General features: G+C 63.2%; 18 protein-coding genes. 11 read left to right on the top strand and 7 right to left on the bottom strand.

Translation table 11 applies throughout. From position 1 onward, the window contains the following. Positions 1-50: 50 nt before the first annotated feature. The 6 genes from AC1DZP_RS20615 (at position 51) to AC1DZP_RS20590 (ending at position 5,996) form a co-directional block, all read left to right on the top strand. Entirely contained in the window at positions 51-2,345 is a 2,295-nt protein-coding gene (locus AC1DZP_RS20615; protein ID WP_477304980.1) for a bifunctional salicylyl-CoA 5-hydroxylase/oxidoreductase, read from the top strand. Next, positions 2,342-3,115: an SDR family NAD(P)-dependent oxidoreductase gene (locus AC1DZP_RS20610; protein ID WP_477304978.1), complete on the top strand. Its 774-nt coding sequence runs from the start codon at positions 2,342-2,344 to the stop codon at positions 3,113-3,115. The genes AC1DZP_RS20615 and AC1DZP_RS20610 overlap by 4 nt, the downstream gene beginning before the upstream one ends. Next, complete coding sequence (locus tag AC1DZP_RS20605) at positions 3,109-3,579, top strand: MarR family winged helix-turn-helix transcriptional regulator (protein ID WP_095082573.1); 471 nt, start codon at positions 3,109-3,111, stop codon at positions 3,577-3,579. Before AC1DZP_RS20610 ends, AC1DZP_RS20605 begins: the two co-directional genes overlap by 7 nt. Continuing rightward, positions 3,576-4,388 (top strand): enoyl-CoA hydratase family protein, encoded by an 813-nt coding sequence (locus AC1DZP_RS20600; RefSeq protein WP_477304976.1) that lies wholly within the window; start codon positions 3,576-3,578, stop codon positions 4,386-4,388. The genes AC1DZP_RS20605 and AC1DZP_RS20600 overlap by 4 nt, the downstream gene beginning before the upstream one ends. Next, complete coding sequence (locus AC1DZP_RS20595; RefSeq protein ID WP_477304974.1) at positions 4,388-5,536, top strand: acyl-CoA dehydrogenase family protein; 1,149 nt, start codon at positions 4,388-4,390, stop codon at positions 5,534-5,536. Before AC1DZP_RS20600 ends, AC1DZP_RS20595 begins: the two co-directional genes overlap by 1 nt. Before the next feature lie 64 nt (positions 5,537-5,600). Then, positions 5,601-5,996 (top strand): RidA family protein, encoded by a 396-nt coding sequence (locus tag AC1DZP_RS20590; protein WP_477304972.1) that lies wholly within the window; start codon positions 5,601-5,603, stop codon positions 5,994-5,996. A gap of 7 nt (positions 5,997-6,003) precedes the next feature. Here the strand turns inward: AC1DZP_RS20590 and AC1DZP_RS20585 are convergent, their stop codons facing one another. Next, entirely contained in the window at positions 6,004-7,095 is a 1,092-nt protein-coding gene (locus AC1DZP_RS20585) for an LLM class flavin-dependent oxidoreductase (RefSeq protein ID WP_477304970.1), read from the bottom strand. A 123-nt stretch (positions 7,096-7,218) separates the two neighbouring features. On the opposite strand from AC1DZP_RS20585, the gene AC1DZP_RS20580 reads away from it, so the two are divergent. Continuing rightward, a complete protein-coding gene (locus AC1DZP_RS20580; protein ID WP_477304968.1) occupies positions 7,219-7,995 on the top strand; it encodes an HpcH/HpaI aldolase family protein in 777 nt (258 codons plus the stop codon). Here AC1DZP_RS20580 and AC1DZP_RS20575 read toward each other — a convergent pair. Beyond that, positions 7,992-8,138, bottom strand: coding sequence for a hypothetical protein (locus AC1DZP_RS20575; protein ID WP_477304967.1), 147 nt, complete (start codon positions 8,136-8,138; stop codon positions 7,992-7,994). The two genes, AC1DZP_RS20580 and AC1DZP_RS20575, sit on opposite strands and share 4 nt — an antisense overlap. 41 nt (positions 8,139-8,179) lie before the next feature. Between AC1DZP_RS20575 and AC1DZP_RS20570 the strand changes: the two genes are divergently transcribed. The 4 genes from AC1DZP_RS20570 (at position 8,180) to AC1DZP_RS20555 (ending at position 12,412) form a co-directional block, all read left to right on the top strand. Continuing rightward, positions 8,180-9,370, top strand: a complete 1,191-nt coding sequence (locus tag AC1DZP_RS20570) for a pyridoxal phosphate-dependent aminotransferase (RefSeq protein ID WP_477305273.1) — start codon at positions 8,180-8,182, stop codon at positions 9,368-9,370. 88 nt (positions 9,371-9,458) lie between these two features. Further along, positions 9,459-10,256 (top strand): ABC transporter substrate-binding protein, encoded by a 798-nt coding sequence (locus AC1DZP_RS20565; protein WP_477304965.1) that lies wholly within the window; start codon positions 9,459-9,461, stop codon positions 10,254-10,256. A 160-nt stretch (positions 10,257-10,416) separates the two neighbouring features. Then, the gene (locus tag AC1DZP_RS20560; RefSeq protein ID WP_477304963.1) at positions 10,417-11,091 is read left to right on the top strand and encodes an amino acid ABC transporter permease; all 675 of its coding nucleotides are present in this window, start codon (positions 10,417-10,419) and stop codon (positions 11,089-11,091) included. 46 nt (positions 11,092-11,137) lie between these two features. Further along, entirely contained in the window at positions 11,138-12,412 is a 1,275-nt protein-coding gene (locus AC1DZP_RS20555; RefSeq protein ID WP_477304961.1) for a cysteine desulfurase-like protein, read from the top strand. 32 nt (positions 12,413-12,444) lie between these two features. Here AC1DZP_RS20555 and AC1DZP_RS20550 read toward each other — a convergent pair whose 3' ends face one another. The 5 genes from AC1DZP_RS20550 to AC1DZP_RS20530 are packed head-to-tail and all read right to left on the bottom strand — an operon-like array spanning position 12,445 to position 17,683. After that, positions 12,445-13,275, bottom strand: a complete 831-nt coding sequence (locus AC1DZP_RS20550; protein ID WP_095082593.1) for a dipeptide ABC transporter ATP-binding protein — start codon at positions 13,273-13,275, stop codon at positions 12,445-12,447. Next, positions 13,272-14,123, bottom strand: coding sequence for an ABC transporter ATP-binding protein (locus AC1DZP_RS20545; RefSeq protein ID WP_477304959.1), 852 nt, complete (start codon positions 14,121-14,123; stop codon positions 13,272-13,274). The genes AC1DZP_RS20550 and AC1DZP_RS20545 overlap by 4 nt, the downstream gene beginning before the upstream one ends. After that, positions 14,123-15,034, bottom strand: a complete 912-nt coding sequence (locus AC1DZP_RS20540) for an ABC transporter permease subunit (RefSeq protein ID WP_477304957.1) — start codon at positions 15,032-15,034, stop codon at positions 14,123-14,125. Before AC1DZP_RS20540 ends, AC1DZP_RS20545 begins: the two co-directional genes overlap by 1 nt. Continuing rightward, positions 15,034-16,041 (bottom strand): ABC transporter permease subunit, encoded by a 1,008-nt coding sequence (locus AC1DZP_RS20535; protein WP_095082599.1) that lies wholly within the window; start codon positions 16,039-16,041, stop codon positions 15,034-15,036. Before AC1DZP_RS20535 ends, AC1DZP_RS20540 begins: the two co-directional genes overlap by 1 nt. 43 nt (positions 16,042-16,084) lie before the next feature. Beyond that, the gene (locus AC1DZP_RS20530; protein WP_477304955.1) at positions 16,085-17,683 is read right to left on the bottom strand and encodes an ABC transporter substrate-binding protein; all 1,599 of its coding nucleotides are present in this window, start codon (positions 17,681-17,683) and stop codon (positions 16,085-16,087) included. Positions 17,684-17,847 lie beyond the last annotated feature (164 nt).

Here is a 17,847-nt window from a genome sequence, read left to right as displayed (position 1 = left end):
TTGTCGCCGGCGCGATACTGGGGCCAGCAAGCGAAGAGGAGATCGCACAGATGAAGGTTGCGGTTCTCGGCGGCGGACCAGCCGGCCTCTACTTTGCCATCTCGATGAAGCTCAGGGACGCCACGCACGAGGTGACGGTGTTCGAGCGCAACCGCGCCGACGACACATTCGGGTGGGGCGTCGTGCTGTCGGCCGAGACGCTCGACAATTTGTCGAAGAACGATCCGGTCAGCGCCGTCTGGATCAAGAAGCATTTTGCCTACTGGGACGATATCGCCGTCATCCATGACGGTGTGCGCACGGTTTCGACCGGCCATGGATTCTGCGGCATCGGCCGCAAGCGGCTGCTGGTCCTGCTGCAGCGGCGTGCGCGCGAACTCGGCGTCAAGCTGATGTTCGAGACCGACATCGCCGATCCGCGGCCCTATATGGAGACGCACGATCTGGTCGTCGCCGCCGACGGCCTGAATTCCAAAGCGCGCAACACCTTCGTCGACGTCTTCAAGCCCGACATCGACACCCGCAAGTGCAAGTTCGTCTGGCTCGGCACCCACCAGAAATTCGACGACGCTTTCACCTTCATCTTCGAGAAAACCGAGCATGGCTGGGTGTGGGCGCACGCCTACCAGTTCGACAGCGACACCGCGACCTTCATCGTCGAGTGCAGCGAACAGACTTGGGCTGCTTTCGGCTTCGGCACGAAGTCGCAGCAGGAATCGATCGCCGTCTGCGAGCGCATTTTTGCCAAGCATCTTGGCGGCCATGCACTAATGACCAATGCCAACCATATTCGTGGTTCGGCCTGGATCAATTTCCCGCGCGTGCTGTGCGAACGCTGGTCCTACAAGAACCTGGCGCTGATGGGCGATGCTGCCGCATCGGCGCATTTCTCGATCGGCTCCGGTACCAAGCTGGCGCTGGAAAGTGCGGTGGCGCTGGCAGAGTATGTCGAGTCCGAGCCGGACCTCGACGCCGCGTTCCGCAAATATGAAGATGCCCGCCGAACCGAGGTGCTGAAGCTGCAATCGGCGGCACGCAATTCGCTCGAATGGTTCGAGGAGGTCGAGCGCTATCTCGGCCTCGACCCAGTGCAGTTCAACTATTCGCTTTTGACCCGCTCGCAACGCATCAGCCACGAGAATTTGCGGTTGCGCGATGCCGCATGGCTGGGCGGCGCGGAGGAATGGTTCCAGCGCCAGGCGGGTGCCGGCGGCAACAGCCTGCGCCGCGCGCCGATGTTCGCGCCGTTCAAGCTGCGCGACATGACACTGCAGAACCGCATCGTCGTCTCGCCGATGGCGCAATACAAGGCCGTCGACGGCTGTCCGACCGACTGGCATTTCACCCACTATGCCGAGCGCGCCAAGGGCGGCGCCGGCCTCATCTACATCGAGATGACCTGCGTCAGTCCCGAGGGCCGCATCACACCAGGCTGTCCCGGCTTCTATGCGCCCGAACATGAGGTGGCGTGGAGGCGACTGGTCGATTTCGTCCACACCGAAACAGAGGCGAAGATCTGCGCCCAGATCGGCCATTCCGGAGCCAAGGGCTCGACCCGGCTCGGCTGGGAGGGCACCGATGTCCCGCTGCCCTCTGGCAACTGGCCTGTGATGGCGGCATCGGCCGTTGCGTGGTCGCCGCAGAATCAGGTGCCGAAGGCCATGGACCGCTCCGACATGGACAAAGTGCGCGACGAGTTCGTGGCCTCGGCGGAGATGGCCGATCGTTGCGGATTCGACATGCTCGAGATCCATGCCGCGCACGGCTATCTCCTGTCGTCCTTCATCACGCCGGTCACCAACCGGCGCACGGACGCCTATGGCGGCTCACTCGAAAACCGCATGCGCTATCCCCTGGAAATCTTCCGCGCGGTGCGCGCCGCCTGGCCGGCACAGAAGCCGATCTCGATGCGCATTTCGGCCAACGACTGGGTCGGCATCGAGGGCGTCACCCCGGCCGACGCGGTCGAAATCGCACGGCTGCTGCATGAGGCCGGTATCGACATCTGCGACGTCTCGGCCGGCCAGACCTCGGCATTGGCGAAGCCGGTTTATGGCCGCATGTTCCAGACGCCGTTTTCCGACCGCATTCGCAACGAGGTCGGCATGGCTACGATGGCGGTCGGCAACATCTACGAACCGGACCATGTCAATTCGATCCTGATGGCCGGCCGCGCCGATCTGGTGGCGCTGGCACGGCCGCATCTCGCCGATCCCTACTGGACGCTGCATGCGGCGGTTACACTCGGCGACCGCGGTGTCAAATGGCCGGATCCCTATCTGCCCGGGCGCGACCAGCTCTACCGGCTGGCCGAGCGCGACGCCGCGGCGGGGCTGAAAGTATGAGCGACGCTGCAACGATTGCCGGCAAGCATGCACTGGTTACCGGCGGCGGCTCCGGCGTCGGCCGGGCCATCGCGCTGGTGCTGGCCAGCGCCGGCATCGACGTCACCATTTGCGGCCGCCGCCAGTCGGAGCTCGCCAAGGTGGCCGGGGAAAGCGACCGCATCTTCGGCATTGCAGCCGACGTCACCGACGAGGCTGCGATGGCATCGCTATACGAGACGGCGCAAGCCGCGCGCGGGCCGATAGACATCGTCGTCGCCAATGCCGGCATGGCCGGCAGCACACCGGCGCACAAGACCACCCTTGCCGACTGGCAGCGGACGCTGGATGTGAACCTGACCGGAGCCTTCCTGACAGTGAAGCCGGCGCTGGCCGGTATGGCGGTGCGAAAGACCGGCCGGATCGTGTTCGTTGCTTCGACGGCAGGCCTGAAAGGCTACGCCTATGTCGCGCCCTATGTCGCCGCAAAGCATGGCGTCGTCGGCCTGATGCGGGCGTTGGCGGCCGAGACCGCCAAATCGGGCGTCACCGTCAACGCGGTGTGTCCGGGTTTCGTCGAGACCGAAATGCTGGAGGAGTCCATCCAGCGTATCATAGACAAGACCGGCCGTTCGGCCGAGCAGGCACGGTCGAGCCTTGCCTCGACCAACCCGCAAGGCCGCTTCATCCAGCCGCAAGAAGTTGCCGCCACCGTGCTGTGGCTGTGTGGCGATGCCGCGGCGTCGATCACCGGACAGGCGATTTCCATCTCAGGAGGCGAAACATGGTAGCCGGCCCCCTGCCCGCGCCGACCGGACCCGGCAAGGACCGGCTGCGTCTGTGGATACGGCTGCTGCGCGCCTCGCGCACGATCGAGGCCGAGCTGCGCGAGCGCCTGAAGAAGGACTTCAACACGACGCTGCCGCGCTTCGACGTGATGGCCGCACTCTATCGCGCGCCGGAAGGCATGCTGATGAGCGACCTGTCGCGCTTTCTTTTGGTATCGAACGGCAATGTCACTGGCATCGTCGATCGGCTGGTGTCGGAAGGGCTGGTTGCCCGTGCCCGCCGCAATGGCGACCGTCGCACCTCGATGGTGCGGCTGACCGAGGAAGGCTCGAAGGCTTTCGGCATCATCGCCGCGGCGCATGAAGGCTGGATCGGTGAATTGCTGGGCAAGGTCAGCGAGGACGACGCGCGCCGGCTGACCGGCATGCTGACCTCGTTCCGCAGCAACTGGGAGGGACGCGAATGACCGGGATGGCCGGCCTCGAGCCAAAGCATTTCCTCTGGCAGGTCGAGGGCAGGATCGCCAAGGTTCGGCTCGACCGGCCTGAGCGCAAGAACCCGCTGACCTTCGACAGCTATGCCGAGTTGCGCGATACGTTCCGCGACCTCGTCTATGCCGACGACGTCGACGCCGTGGTTTTCCTGTCCAATGGCGGCAATTTCTGCTCCGGTGGCGATGTCCACGACATCATCGGGCCGCTGATCAAGATGGACATGAAGCAGCTCTTGGCCTTCACCCGCATGACCGGCGATTTCGTCAAGGCGATGCTGAATTGCGGCAAGCCGATCATTGCGGCGGTCGACGGCGTCGCGGTCGGCGCCGGCGCCATCATTGCCATGAGTTCCGATATCCGCATTGCTACGCCGGAGGCCAAGACGGCATTCCTGTTCACCCGCGTCGGCCTCGCCGGCTGCGACATGGGCGCCTGCGCGATCCTGCCGCGCATCATCGGCCAGGGCCGCGCCGCCGAATTGCTCTACACCGGCCGCACCATGACGGCGGCGGAAGGCGAGCGCTGGGGTTTCTACAACCGGCTGGTCGATGCCGCATCGCTTGAAGCCGATGCGCTCGACATGGCGGCGCGCATCGTCTCCGGCCCGACCTTCGCCCACGGTATCACCAAGACGCAGCTCAACCAGGAATGGTCAATGGGTCTCGACCAGGCGATCGAGGCCGAAGCGCAGGCACAAGCAATCTGCATGCAGACGCGCGATTTCGAGCGCGCCTACAAAGCGTTTGTGGCCAAGGAAAAGCCGGTGTTCGAGGGCAATTGATGGCTGACAAGAGTTTCCTTTCCTGGCCGTTCTTCGAAGATCGCCATCGCCAACTGGCCGAGCGGCTGGAGGCGTGGTGTTCGAAAAACCTGCCGGTCGATCATCATGACGTCGATGCCGCCTGCCGCGAGCTGGTGGGCAAGCTCGGCAGGGACGGCTGGCTGAAGCCGACGGCTGTGGACACGGACAATCCCGGGCCACTCGACGTACGCACGCTGTGCATCACGCGCGAGACGCTCGCCCGCCATGACGGGTTGGCCGATTTCGCCTTCGCCATGCAGGGGCTGGGCACCGGCGCGCTCAGCCTGTTCGGCACGCCCGAGCAGCAGCAATGGCTTTCGAAAACACGTGCCGGCAAGGCGATTTCCGCCTTCGCCCTGTCGGAACCGCGCTCCGGCTCGGACGTCGCCAACACGGAAATGACGGCGACCCGCGACGGCGACAGCTATGTTCTGTCCGGTGAAAAGACCTGGATCTCCAATGGCGGCATCGCCGATCTCTATGTCGTTTTTGCCCGCACCGGCGAAGCGCCGGGCGCCAAGGGGCTTTCCGCCTTTCTGGTGCCGGGCGACGCCAAAGGCCTTGGCATCGCCGAGCGCCTCGAGGTGATCGCGCCGCATCCGCTGGCGCGGCTGTCGTTCGACCAGGTCCGCCTGCCCGCCTCGGCGCTGATCGGCAGACCGGGCGAGGGCTTCCGCATCGCCATGTCGGTGCTCGACGTGTTCCGTTCGACCGTGGGTGCGGCAGCGCTCGGCTTTGCCCGCCGCGCGCTGGATGAAAGCATCAAAAGGGTGGCCGAGCGCAAACTGTTCGGCGCGCCGATGGCCGAATTGCAGATGGTGCAGGGTCATATCGCCGACATGGCGCTCGACGTCGACGCGGCGGCGCTGCTGGTCTACCGCGCCGCCTGGACCAAGGACATGGGTGCCGCGCGCGTCACCCGCGAGGCGGCGATGGCCAAGCTGTTCGCCACCGACAAGGCGCAAGAGGTCATCGACAAGGCCGTACAACTGCATGGCGGCGACGGCGTTCGCAAAGGCCATATCGTCGAAAGCCTGTATCGCGAGATCCGCGCGCTGCGCATCTACGAGGGTGCCTCGGACGTGCAGAAGGTGGTGATCGCGCGGCAAGTGATGGGCGCGGCCTGATGGCAGGAAATTTGACGGGCAATCGATTTTGAGACTTGGTTTTTGGACTACCGGGAGGTTTTGAATGCACGAGATCCTGCAGCCGGAAGGCTGGGCAAAACCTGTCGGCTACGCCAATGGCGTCGCGGCGCGCGGCAAGCTGGTCTTCGTCGGCGGACAGGTCGGCTGGAACGGGCAGTGCCAGTTCGAAACCGACGATTTCGTCGGCCAGGTGCGGCAGACGCTTGCGAACATCGTGGCGGTGCTGGCGGAAGCCGGTGCAGAGCCGCGGCACATCACATCGATGACCTGGTATTTCACCGACAAGGCCGAATACCTTGCCAACCTCCGGGGCATCGGCGAGGCCTATCGCGAGGTGATCGGCCGGCATTTTCCGGCGATGGCCGCCATGCAGGTGATGGCGCTGGTCGAGGACCGCGCCAAGGTCGAGATCCAGGCGACTGCCGTCATTCCGGAATGACCTTTGCTTATCCGCGAAGGCCTGCCTGCCTCAAAATCGGCAGCACGTGGTCGCAGAAATAGGGCAGTTCCTGCGTGTAGTTGACGAAGGACAGCGCGATCCCCTGGTAACCCTGCTCAGCAATGGCGACCATGTCGGCGGCGATCGTTTCGGGCGTGCCAATCAGCGGATAGGTGCCGGCGCCGCCGGCGAAACGCTGCCGGTAGCGGTCATAGGCATGCGGGTCGTGCGATTGCGAGAATTCCTTCTTGCCGGCCATGTGGGCATCGACCGCGTCGTGGTCGGCCATATCAACGGCATAGCGCGCGTAGTAGGCCTGCGCCTCTTCCATCGTCGGACGGCAGACCACATGCGCCACCGTGTAGACGCCGACATCACGGCCCACCTTGTCGGCACGTTCGCGTATGTCGGCGACGTGCTTGCCGGCGTCGCCCATCTCGGAAAAGGTCGTGAACAGGTAGTCGCATCTGGCGGCGGCGAAATCGCGGCCCGGCCCACCGAAAGCGGCGTTCATCGTCACCGGACGCGGAACTTGCAGGCTGGCCGGACGGCTGACCGCTTCCTTGAGGCGATAGTAGGTGCCTTCATAGTCTAGAGGCTCGCTCGAGGCATAAAGCCGTTCGAGGATCTCGATCCATTCGGCCGCCTGGTCGTAACCCTTTTCGACCAGCGGCGTGCCGAACATGCCGAATTCCTTCGGGTTCCAGCCGCAGACGATGTTGAGGCCGGCGCGGCCCTGGCTGATGTGGTCGACGGTCGCCAGCGCCTTGGCGGCGTAGAGCGGATGCACGAGCGGCACGTGCACGGTCATGAACAGGCCAATCCGTTCGGTGGCCATGGCGAGTGCCGCTGCCCAGGTGAAGGTCTCGAACGACCATTCGCGCACCTTGTTGCGGCCGCCGAAGCCGCGCCAGCGCGCGATCGGCAGCATGAATTCCAGCCCGGCGCGGTCGGCGATCTGGGCCGCCGTCAGATTGTCCTGCCAGCTTGCCGCCCAACGTTCCGGAACATCGGTGATGGCAAGGCCGCCATCGGCATTGGTCGAAAAGACGCCGAGCTTGAGTTTGTTCGGGCCGTGCAGGGGATGCGCTTTGATCATGTCTGGAACTCGTGGCGGGAGAGCCCACGCTAGGCCCGCGCGAAAATATTTCAAGCCTGAAATAGCTTCGCCTGACGGTCGTTTGCGGATATGGATTCTGGCAGAGCGAGAAAGGGGATGGGCATGAGCGAGTTCCGCCAGAAGTGTATCGGCAAGACGAACCTCGTTGGTTCCTTTGCCGCGATTCCCCATCCCGTGGCAGTCGAAGTGATGGCGCAGTCCGGCCTTGATTTTCTCTGCGTCGACTGGGAGCATGCCCAGATCTCGCGCGACATGATCGAGACCATGGTGCGAGCGGCCGACGTGCATCGCGTGCCGGCGATGGTGCGCGTTCCCGGCCATGCGCCGGAAGCCATCCAGGCGGCGCTGGACAGCGGCGCGCAAGGCGTGCTGATCCCACGCGTCTCGACCGCCGCCCAGGCGGCGATGGCCGTCAAAGCCTCGCGCTATCCGCCACAGGGCGAGCGTGGCGTCGGGCCCGGCCGGGCGGCCGGCTACGGCTATCGCATTCCCGAATATCTCGCCGGCGCAAATAACAGGATCGTCGTCGCGGTCCAGGTCGAGACATCGGAAGGGCTGGCCAACATCGAGGCCATCGCCGCCGTCGACGGCGTCGACGTGATCTTCGTCGGGCCCGGCGATCTTTCGGTGTCGATCGATGCGATCGGACCGAAAGGCGCCGACAAGCTCACCGAGGCAATCCGCAGGATCATCGGCATCACGGTTGCGCATGGCAGGACATCAGGAATCTTCTGCGCAAAGCCGCAAGACGTGGCCCAATGGGCCGCCATCGGCGCCAGCTTCTTCGTGCTGGCCAGCGACACGATGTTCCTCGGTGCGGGCGCTGCCGCCGGCACCGCCGCCGCGCGTGCCGGGCTGACGCGAAACGGGCGCAGCTAGCGCAAAAGGGCGTATTGGTCGGGCAACAGGCCGGTCAAACTTTTTAAGCTTAAAACTTTCGCCTTGAAAAGCGCCGCGCTTTGGATAAGCATTCCAAGATCGATGGCGACTGCGGTGCCGGACGGGCTTGCCGGGCAGTCCATCGTGGTGTTCCGGGTGGGAGGGGTTTCAGTCCTTGTCGTTCATGCTGCCCCAGTCGTCGTCCAGCGCGCGCTATGCCTTCGATGGCATTCGGGCGCAAATCCGTGACCTGCATACCGAGAACATCGCCAACCTTGCCGTTCGGGCGCGCGAACTCGGCGACGTCATCGCGCTCTGGTACGGCGAAGGCGACATGGTGACGCCCGCTTTCATCCGCGATGCGGCCAAGGCTGCCTTCGATGAAGGCCTGACCTTCTACGTTCCCAACATGCGCGGCCATGGCCCCCTGAATGAGGCGTTGTCGGAGTACCAGACGCGCATCCATGGCCGGTCGATCCCGATCGCCCGCACCACGGTCACGCCGGGCGGCATGCAAGCGCTGTACCTGGCGCTGGAACTGCTGGTCGATACCGGCACCAACGTGGTCTATGTCGCGCCGCAATGGCCCAACATCCACAACGCCATCCACTTGATCGGCGGCGAGCCACGGCCGTTTTCGCTCGACTTCAGGGGTGACTGGCATCTCGACCTCGACCGGCTGTTTGCGACCTGCGACGCCCGCACGCGGGCGATCTTCCTGTCGACGCCGTCCAACCCGACCGGATGGACCGCCTCAGCCGAGGAAATGCGCGCGCTGCTTGAGTTCAGTCGGCGCACCGGCATCTGGATCATCTCCGACGAGGTCTACAGCCGGCTCTATTTCGATGGCGATGTTGCGCCCTCCATCTTGCAGATCGCCGAGGATGGCGACCGGGTGCTGTCGGTCAACAGCTTCTCGAAGGCCTGGGCGATGACCGGCTGGCGCATCGGCTGGCTGACGCATCCGTCCGGGGTGGCCGACCAGCTCGGCGCGATGACGCAATATGTAAACAGCGGCACCGCCGCACCGATCCAGGCCGGTGCGGTTGCAGCGATCCGCCAGGGCGAGCCGCTGGTCGAGGAGATCAGGCAGCGGATCAGGATTGGCCTTGACCTCGCCTATGACCGGCTGGCGCAAATTCCGGGCGTCATTCTGCCAACGAAACCGCGCGGCGGCATGTATGCCTTCTTTGCCATGGAAGGCGAGAGCGATGCACGGCGCGCCTGCACCAGGATTCTCGAGACGGCGCGCGTTGGGCTGGCACCCGGCCATCTGTTCGGAAGTTCGGCAACGGCCTTCCTGCGAATGTGCGTGTGCCGTGAACGCAAAGAGATAGCGACCGCGCTTGACCGCATGGTCGCGGCCATGAATTGACGCCCTGCCGAAGGTGGGACGGCAAGAAACCGTGCGGGGCCAACCCCGCCCGATCAACAACCAGAGGGAACACCCCAGAGGGAACACCATGAATCTGAACCGTCGCAATCTCATGCTTCTCGCCGCAGCCATCGGCATCGCCGCCGGCCCCGCCGCCGCCTATGCCGCCGACGTCCTCAATGTCGGCGCCTACCCGACCAACCCGCCCTTCGAGTACAAGAACGAGAGCGGGACGTTCGAGGGCTTTGAAGTCGACATCGTCAACGAAGCAGCCAAGCGCATCGGCATGACCACGGATATCGCCGACCTCGGCTTCCAGGCATTGTTCGCCGCCACCACCTCGAAGCGCATCGATGTCGCCATCTCGTCGATCACCATCACGCCGGAGCGGCTGAAGTCGCAGTCGTTCACGCAGCCCTATTATGATTCCGACATGGGCATCGCCACCAAGACCGACAGCCCGATCAAGGCCGAAGCCGACCTCAAGGGCAAGATCGTTGGCGTGCTGTCCGGCTCGACGGGCGAAACCTGGGTCAAGGGGCATCAGGAAGCCGACGGCTTCGCCGACGTGAAGGGCTATGACACGCAGCAGAACCTGCTGCTCGATCTCAGCGCCGGGCGTGTCGATGCGGCCGTCAGCGACATCCCTGGTATGCAGTACTCCTTCACCAAAATGAAGGACCTGACAGTCAAGGAGCGCATCAAGACCGGCGAGCAGTACGGCCTGATGATGACCAAGGACCACCCGCTGCTCGGCAAGCTGAACGACGCCCTGACCGCGATGAAGAAGGACGGCACGCTGGCCGCGATCCACAAGAAGTGGTTCGGCAGCGACGCGCCCGCCGATTCCTCGACCGTCAAGGAAATGYCGCTGCCGAAGGCCTGAGCGGCGACTGACAGAACGCAGGCGTGCCGGCTCGAAAGGCCGGCACGTCCTGTTTTATTCATGCCCTTCCCGGAGCCGTAGTTTGGTACGGCGCAGCCGATTTCGGTGTTCGGGTCTTGCTCTGGCGTCACTGGACGCAAAACGCTTCGGGAACGCTCCCATGTCGCTGATCGACACTTTCTTCAATCCCGATGTCATCATGTCCAGCTTGCCGGCGCTGCTGCGCGGCTTCCTGAACACACTGCTGCTCGGGCTGCTCAGCATCGGCATCGGCATCCCCATCGGCCTGGTGATCAGCCTGGTGCGGCTTTATGCGCCGAAGCCGTTGCGGTGGCTTGCGGTCGGCTACACCGACATCTTCCGCGCCCTGCCGGTGCTGGTCGTGCTGATCCTGATCTACTACGCGCTGCCGTTTCTCGGCATCCGCCTGTCATCCTGGGCGTCCGCTGTGACGGCCTTCGCCATCATCATGTCGGCCTACTCGGCCGAGGTGTTTCGTTCCGGCATCGAAAGCATTCCGCGCGGCCAGTTCGAGGCGTCGCAGGCGCTCGGCCTGCCGTTCCTCTTGACCTTGCGCAAGGTGGTGCTGCCGCAGGCGGTCCGCGTGGTCATCCCGCCGATGACCAGCAACTGCGTCTCGATGTTCAAGGACACTTCGCTCGCCTCGACCGTGGCGCTGCCGGAATTGTTGAAGGAAGCGACCAATGCGCAGTCGCTCTACGCCAACCCCTCGCCGCTGATCGGCGCAGCACTGGTCTATCTCATCTTCCTCTGGCCGATGGTCCGCCTCGTCAGCTTGCTCGAAGAACGCTTCAAGACCGAAAAGACGCGCTGACCTTGCCAACCGATCCCATCCGCCAAGCACTTCGCAGGAGCCGACCTTGAACAAGCATCAAACCGACAATGCGAACGCCACCGCGTTCTCCGTCGACACCATCCGCGCCATGTTTCCCGCCTTGCAGCGGGCCGGCGATTTCATCTTCATGGACAATGCCGCCGGCGCGCAGATCCCGCAAAGCGTGCTCGACGCGGTGACCAACCATCTGGTTTCGCACAATGTGCAGCGCGGTGGCCGCTATGGCCGCAGCGTCACCGTCGACCAGTCGGTCGCCGACGCCCGCGAGAGCGTGGCGCTACTGATCAACGCCGCAAGCCCGGCCGAAATCTGCTTTGGCATGAACGCCACCTCGTTCATCCGCCTGGTCAGCCTCGGCATCGGCCAGATGCTTCAAGAGCGCGACGAGATCGTCATCACCGACATGGACCACGACGCCAACATCGCCACATGGCTGGCGCTGGAGTCCGCCGGCGCCAAGTTCAAATGGTGGCGCATGCGCGAAGACGGCAATCTGCATGTCGACGATCTGCGCCCGCTGGTTTCCGATCGTACCCGGCTGGTCGCCTGCACGGTCACAGCGCATTCGATCGGCTCGATCGTCGACGTCGCTTCCGTTGCCAAGATCGCCCGCGCCGCCGGCGCCGAGGTGTTCCTCGACTGCGTGCACTATGGGCCGCATGGGCTGATCGACGTGCAGGCCTGGGATTGCGATTATCTGGTCTGTTCCGGCTACAAGAACTTCTCGCCACATATGGGCTTCCTGTGGGGGCGCTTCGAGACGCTGAAGCGGCTGCCGACCTTCCGCGAGGATTTCATCCCCGACGAGCCGCCCTACAAGGTCGAGGCCGGCACCTTCATCTACGAGAACGTCTCGGGCATGGATGCGGCCGTGCAGTATCTCGAACTGATCGGCCGCAATCTGGCGCCATCCAACAACCGCTCGCGGCGCGAAAACATCGTCGCCGGCATGGGCGCGATCCGCGACTATGAGCTGGTGCTGGCGCGCGAGATGCTTGGCGTGCTCAAGGATTGCGGCGCGACGATCTACGGCGTCGCCGACGAAGCCCGTATAAACGAACGCGTACCGACCTTCTGCTTCAACATCGACAAACTGTCGCCGCAGCGGATCGTCGAGGAAATGGCCGACATGCAGATCGGCATCCGCGACGGCCACATGTACGCGCCGCGGCTGATGAAGCGGCTCAACCTGTCGATGGACAGCGGCGCCATTCGCGCCTCGCTGGTCCACTACAACACGGTTGAGGAGATCAGGCGCTTTGGCGAGGCGCTGCGCACCATCATCGCCAAGCTGTCGTAAGCGGCTTGGCCTAGGGTGTGTCGAGATTCAGGTCAGGCGGCCTTCTTCTTTGCCAGCCTCGCCTTGATCGAAGCGACGTCGGCGCGCGGCGTCGCGGCGAACAGCGTCTTGGTGTAGCTGTGCTTGGGGTCGGCAAAGACCTCTTCGCGCGAGCCGTATTCGACCGCTTCACCGAAATACATCACCATCACGTCGTCGGCGATGTAGCGCACCACCGACAGGTCGTGGCTGATGAAGACGTAGGTCAGTTGGAACTCGTCCTGCAGGTCGGCGAGTAGGTTGAGTACCTGCGCCTGCACAGACAGATCGAGAGCCGAGACCGGCTCGTCCAACACCAAGAGGCTGGGGTTGAGCATCAGCGCTCGGGCAATGGCGATACGCTGCCGCTGGCCGCCGGAAAACATATGCGGATAGCGATTGTAGTGCTCGGGTCCGAGACCGACCTTCTTCAGCATCTTCATGGCAAGGTCGCGCCGTTCTTCGGCCGGTTTGCCGGTGTTGATGAGCAGCGGTTCGCCCAGCACGTCGCCGATCTTCTGGCGCGGGTTGAGAGACCCGTAAGGGTTCTGGAACACGATCTGCACCTTGCGGCGCATCTCCTTGCTCAGCCCGTCCTTGGCGATGTCGACCTTGTTGCCGTCGATGAACAGCTCACCCGAAGTTGCAGGATCGATCAGGGTGATGATGCGGGCCAGCGTCGACTTACCGCAGCCGCTTTCACCGACGATTGCGAGTGTCTTGCCCTTGTCGACGCTGAACGAAACGCCCTTGACCGCATGCACCGTGCGCTGTGCGCGAAACAGCCCGCCCCCGACATGATAGTCGCGGACGATATTCTTGCCTTCGACGACCTTGATGCTCATGCGGCGGCTCCCGAAGGCGCCGGCTCGAACATCATGTCGGAAACGGTCGGCAGCCGGTCGCCGACGGCATTCTCCGGCAGCGCGGACAAAAGCGCGCGCGTGTAGTTGCTCTTCGGCGATTCAAACAGCGACAGCACGTCGGCCTCTTCCATCTTGCGGCCCTTGTATTGGACGATGACGCGGTCGGCGGTCTCTGCCACGACGCCCATATTGTGGGTGATCATGATCAGCCCCATGCCGTATTTGGCCTGCAGCGAAACCAGGAGATCGAGGATCTGCTTCTGGATGGTGACGTCGAGCGCGGTGGTCGGCTCGTCGGCGATCAGCAGCTTCGGATTGCAGGCGATGGCGATGGCGATCATGACGCGCTGGCACTGGCCGCCCGACATCTGGTGCGGGAACGAGTTCAGCCGTTCCGCCGGCTCGGCAATACCGACCTGCGTCAAGAGTTCGATGGCGCGCTCCCGGCGCTGCGCACCGGCCATACCCATATGAAAGCGCAGCACCTCTTCGATCTGGAAGCCGACGGTGAAGCAGGGATTGAGGCTGGCCATCGGCTCCTGGAAGATCATCGACATGTCCTTGCCGACGATCTTGCGCCGCTCGGCAGGGCTTAGCTTCAGAAGATCGCGGCCATTGAAGCTCATGCGGTCGGCGGTGACCGTGGCCGTCCATGGCAAAAGCCCCATGACCGCCAACATCGACACCGATTTGCCCGAACCGGATTCGCCAACAATCGCCAGCACTTCGCGCTCGTCGACATGGAGCGACACGCCGTCAACGGCGCGGAAAGAACCGGAAGCGGTCTGGAACTCGACGACGAGGTTCTGGATATCGAGCAGCGCCATCACGACCTCCTCAGTTTCGGATCGAGCGCGTCACGCAGACCGTCGCCAATCAGATTGATGGCAAGCACAGTGATGAGGATGGCAAGACCGGGGAAGGTCACCACCCACCAGGCGCGCAGGATGAATTCGCGCGCCGAAGCGAGCATCGTTCCCCATTCGGGCGTTGGCGGCTGGGCGCCGAGGCCAAGAAAACCCAGAGCGGCCGCCTCGAGGATAGCGTTGGAAAACGACAGCGTGCCCTGGACGATCAGCGGTCCCAGGCAATTCGGCAGGATGGTGCGAAGCATCAGCCTGATATGGCCGGCGCCGGCGACCTTCGCCGCCACGACATATTCGCGGCTCTTCTCCGCCATCACGGCGGCGCGCACCAGCCGCGCGAAATGCGGCTGCAGGACAAGCGCGATGGCCAGCATCGCGTTGAACAGGCCGGGACCGAGGATGGTGACCATCACCAGCGCCAGCAACAACGACGGGAAAGCCAGGATGAGGTCCATCACGCGCATGATCGCCACGTCGACCCAGCCGCGGAAATAGCCGGCCAGCAGGCCGAGCGTGATGCCGCCGGTGAGCGCCAGCGAGACCACGACCGCGCCGATCAGCAGCGAGAAGCGCGCGCCGTAGAGCAGGCGCGAGAGGATGTCACGCCCGACCGGATCGGTGCCGAGCAGATATTGTGTCGAGCCGCCGTCCTGCCAGGCCGGAGGCCGCAGGAATGCAGTCTTGTCCTGGACGTCGGGTGCATAGGGAGCCAGCAGCGGCGCAAACAGCGCCGCCAGCACCAGCAGGATGAAGACGAACAGGCCGATGACGGCGCCGCGGTTCACCGAGAAATAATACCAGAAGGTCCTGAGACCGGTGAGGCGATCCGGGTTGCCGGCGGCCATCGGGGCGATTTCGGTCGACTGGCTCATCATGCCGCCCTTATGCGTGGGTTGATAACGGCATAAAGTACATCGACGATCAGGTTCACGGCCATGACGATAAGGGCGATCAAGAGCAGGCCAGACTGCACGACAACATAGTCGCGCTTGGATATGGATTCGACCATCCACCTGCCGATGCCAGGCCAGGAGAAGATCGTTTCGGTAAGGATGGCCCCGGCGAGCAGCGTACTAACCTGCAGGCCGATGGTAGTGACCACCGGAATGAGTGCATTGCGCAGAGCGTGCACGCCGATGACTCGGGCCGACGAAAGCCCCTTGGCTCGGGCCGTCCGCACGTAGTCCTCGCCCAGCACCTCGAGCATGGCGGAGCGCGTCTGGCGCGCTATCACAGCCAGCGGAATGGTGCCGAGCACAATTGTCGGCAGCACCAGATGGCGCAATACCGAGCGAAATGCATCCCATTTGCCGTAGAGCAAGGTGTCGATGGTCATGAACCCGGTGATCGGCTTGAAGAAGAACTGCAGGTCGATGCGGCCGTTAACCGGTGTCCAGCCGAGATAGCCGGAGAAAAAGATGATCAGCAGCAGGCCCCACCAGAAGATCGGCATGGAGTAGCCGACGAGCGCCGTGCCCATCAGCGACTGGTCGAACCAGGAGCCGCGCTTGATCGCCGCGAAGATGCCGGCCGGAATGCCGAGCACCATGGCGAAAATCATGGCGAAGAACGACAGTTCCAGCGTCGCCGGGAAGAGCGTCTTGAACTCTTCGAGCACCGGGCGCTTGGACGAGATGGAGACCCCGAAATCGCCGGTCACGACCTCGCCGACATAGCGTGCGTATTGCTGCCAGATCGGCAGATTATAGCCGAACTGCTCCTTGAGTTCCTCGTAACGCGCCGGCGCCACGCCGTGTTCGCCGGCCATGGCAAGGATGGGATCGCCAGGCAGCAGCCTGACGAATGCGAAGGCACAGATAGTGATGCCGACAAGCGTCGGGATCAAAAGTGCAATTCTGTGAAGAATATATTTGAGCATGGCGAAGGGGGCAGCGCTCTACAGCGCCGCCCCACTCAATATCTTATTCGGCTTTGTCGACGCCGTCGAAGCGGTGAATGCCGAGCGGGTCCATCATGAAACCGCTGACATTCTTGCGCACGACTGCGTAGACTTGGCTGTGTGCCAGCAGGAAGGCCGGAGCCTGCTTCTGGAAGACGACCTGCGCCTGCTCATAGAGCTTGGTGCGCTCGGCCTGGTCGCTGGTCTTCTTGGCCTTCTGGATCAGGTCCTCGAAGTCCTTGTCGCACCAGCTCGAGTAGTTCGAGACGCCGATGGCGGAGCAGGCGAACAGGGTGGCGAAAAAGTTGTCCGGATCGCCATTGTCACCGGTCCAGCCAATCTGGAAGGCGCCTGGACGGTCCTTCTTCTTGCCTTCCGAGCGATACTTGGTCCACTCGTAGTTCACGATCTCGGCCTTGACGCCGACCTTGGCCCAGTCGGCCTGGATCAGTTCGGCGGCGCGCTGGAAGTTCGGGTTGTAAGGACGAACGCGATCGGAAGCCCAGAGCTGGATTTCCGTCAGCCCGGCAGCGGACAGAACCTTCTTGGCCGCATCCGGATCATAGGCGTCGGCCTTCACATCCTTGTCCCACGACCACATGGTCGGTGGGATCAGGTTTACGGCCGGCGTGGCGCCGGCGTCCTGGAACAGCGACTTGATCAGTGATTCCCGATCGATGGCCTGATTGAGCGCATGGCGCACCTCGGGCTTGTCGAGTGGCGGGATGGTGGTGTTGTAGCTCATGTAGCCGATGTTCAGGCCGGCCTGATCCATCAGGGTCACGTCCTGGCTGGCCTTGATCGTGCCGATGTCGGCAGGATTCGGATAGGGCGCGATGTCGCATTCGCCTGCAAGCACCTTCTGGATGCGGGCGGTCGCGTCAGGGGTGATGGCGAAGACGAGATCGTCGATCTTCTCCTTGCCCTTGAAATAATCCGGATGGGCCGCGTAACGGATAACCGAATCCAGCTGATAGTCGACGAACTGGAACGGACCGGTGCCGATCGGCTTGGTGGAGAAATCGGCCATTTTGCCGGACTTCTCCAGCTGCTCGGCATATTCCTTCGACACGATCGAGGCGAAGTCCATGCCGAGGTTGGCAAGCATGGGCGCGTTCGGCTCGGTCAGGGTCAGCTTGACGGTCAGATCGTCGACCTTTTCCCATTTGGCGACATATTTCGGCATGTCCATGCCGGTGTAGTAGTCCCAGGTCAGGTTCGGCAGGTATTTGTCGCCGTTCCACGGGTTCGCCTTGTTGAACTGACGGTCGAAGGAGAAGACGACGTCGTCGGCATTGAGGTCACGGGTCGGCTTGAAATAGTCGGTGGTCTGGAACTTCACACCCGGATGCAGATGGAAAGTATAGACCAGGCCATCGTCCGAGATTTCCCACTTGTCGGCAAGGCCGGGCTCGACCTCGGTGCCGCCATGCTTGAATTCGACCAGGCGCGAATAGACGGTGCGCGACGAGGCATCGAAGTCGTTGCCGCCCGTCGTCGTACCCGGATCAAAATTTGCCGGCGATGCTTCCGAGCAATAGACAAGCGTCTTCGCATTGGCCATGCCGCTCAGGACGCTTGCAGCCAGCAACGCGGCCGCAAAAGCGAGTTTCTTTTTCATTGAGCACTCCCTGATGTTCTTCCAAGCCCCTCTATCAGGCTCGCGAAGCGCGCATATAAGCACCGTTTTTCCGGCTTTGGAACACCCCGTTTGCTTACCCCGCGGGAAGCAGGAAAAAAATCCGCCATTTTGCTAAATGACAGAAAAAATTAGCAGTTTTTTCC

The organism is Mesorhizobium sp. P2_F8 (assembly GCF_056403655.1).
The sequence above is the reverse complement of the archived record's forward strand: the minus strand, read 5'-3'. Positions and strand labels throughout refer to the sequence as shown.